Raw genomic sequence first — 1,217 nt, forward strand, 5'->3', positions numbered from 1 at the left:
GCGGACGTTCGTGGAGCAGGTGGACGGGCTGTCCGTGCGGTACGGGCGCTATACGCCGCTGCTGCTGGCGCTGCTCCAGGCGGTGGGGCTGGCACTGGCTGGGTCCGCCGGGGCGAGGCTGCTGGCGGTCCTGCACGTGGCGGTGAGCCGGGTGACCCTGTTAGCGCTGGTGATGGCGTTGCCGGACCCGGACTGGAAGGTTCCCCGAGTGCTCGGTGTCGACGACTTCGCTCTGCGCAGGGGCGGCGTGTGGGGCACGGTGCTGGTGGACGGGACAACGCGGCGGGTGCTGGAGTTGCTGCCCAGTCGGGACGCCGAGCCGCTTGCCGTGTGGCTTAGGAATCATCCTGGTGTGCAGGTCATCTGCCGTGACCGGGCAGGTGCCCATGCCGAGGCTGCCGCCCGCGCCGCGCCGGCTGCCGTGCAGGTCGCGGACCGCTGGCACCTGTGGCACAACCTCGGCCAGCATGTGGAGAAGGACATCGCCCGCCACCGCGGATGCCTGCATTCAGCGACTACAAACCGAACACCTGCTGACCAGACCGGACTCGAAGGTCTGCCTGCGCAGGCTCTGTCCGCTCAAGGAACGCTGGAGGCACGCACCCGCCGCCGTTACCGCGAGGTCCATGCCCTGCTGAAGCAGGGTTGGGCGCTAAAGGAGATCGCCCGTGAGCTGCGGCTGAACCACAAAACCGTGCAGACCTTCGCCCGGGCTGAACACGTGGAAGAACTCCTCGCTCACGCCGCCGGCCGTCGCCCCAGCAAACTGGACCCACACCGCGACTACCTGCACCAGCGATGGGCCGAAGGGTGCCACTCGCCCACAGCACTCCACCAGGAACTCACCCAGCGGGGCCCGCAGTGCAGCATCCGGCTGGTCACCCGCTACCTGCGCACCCTCCGAGCGAACGGAGCCCTGCCCACCCCGGAACCTGCCCCGCCTCCAACCCGACGGCTCGTCGGCTGGATCATGCGCCACCCCGCCACCCTGAACTCCGATGACCAGCAGCGTCTCAAGACCGCACTGGCAGCCTGCCCCGAGCTGAACGCCCTGCACCAGCACGTCCGAGCCTTCGCCCAGATCATGACCAGACGCAACGGCCGACACCTCAACACCTGGGCGCACCAGGTCCGCAACCAAGACCTCCCCTCACTCAAAGCCTTCGCGACCGGACTGGACAAGGACTGGAACGCCGTCACCGCCGGCCTCACCCTCG

General features: G+C 68.9%; 1 protein-coding gene. It reads left to right on the forward strand.

The window, feature by feature from the left end; translation table 11 throughout:
- On the forward strand, positions 1–1,217 hold a 1,217-nt coding region (locus ACH4U7_RS53205; RefSeq protein ID WP_398534949.1), incomplete at both ends, for an ISL3 family transposase.

Source organism: Streptomyces sp. NPDC020845, assembly GCF_044334165.1.
Taxonomy (GTDB): Bacteria; Actinomycetota; Actinomycetes; order Streptomycetales; family Streptomycetaceae; genus Streptomyces.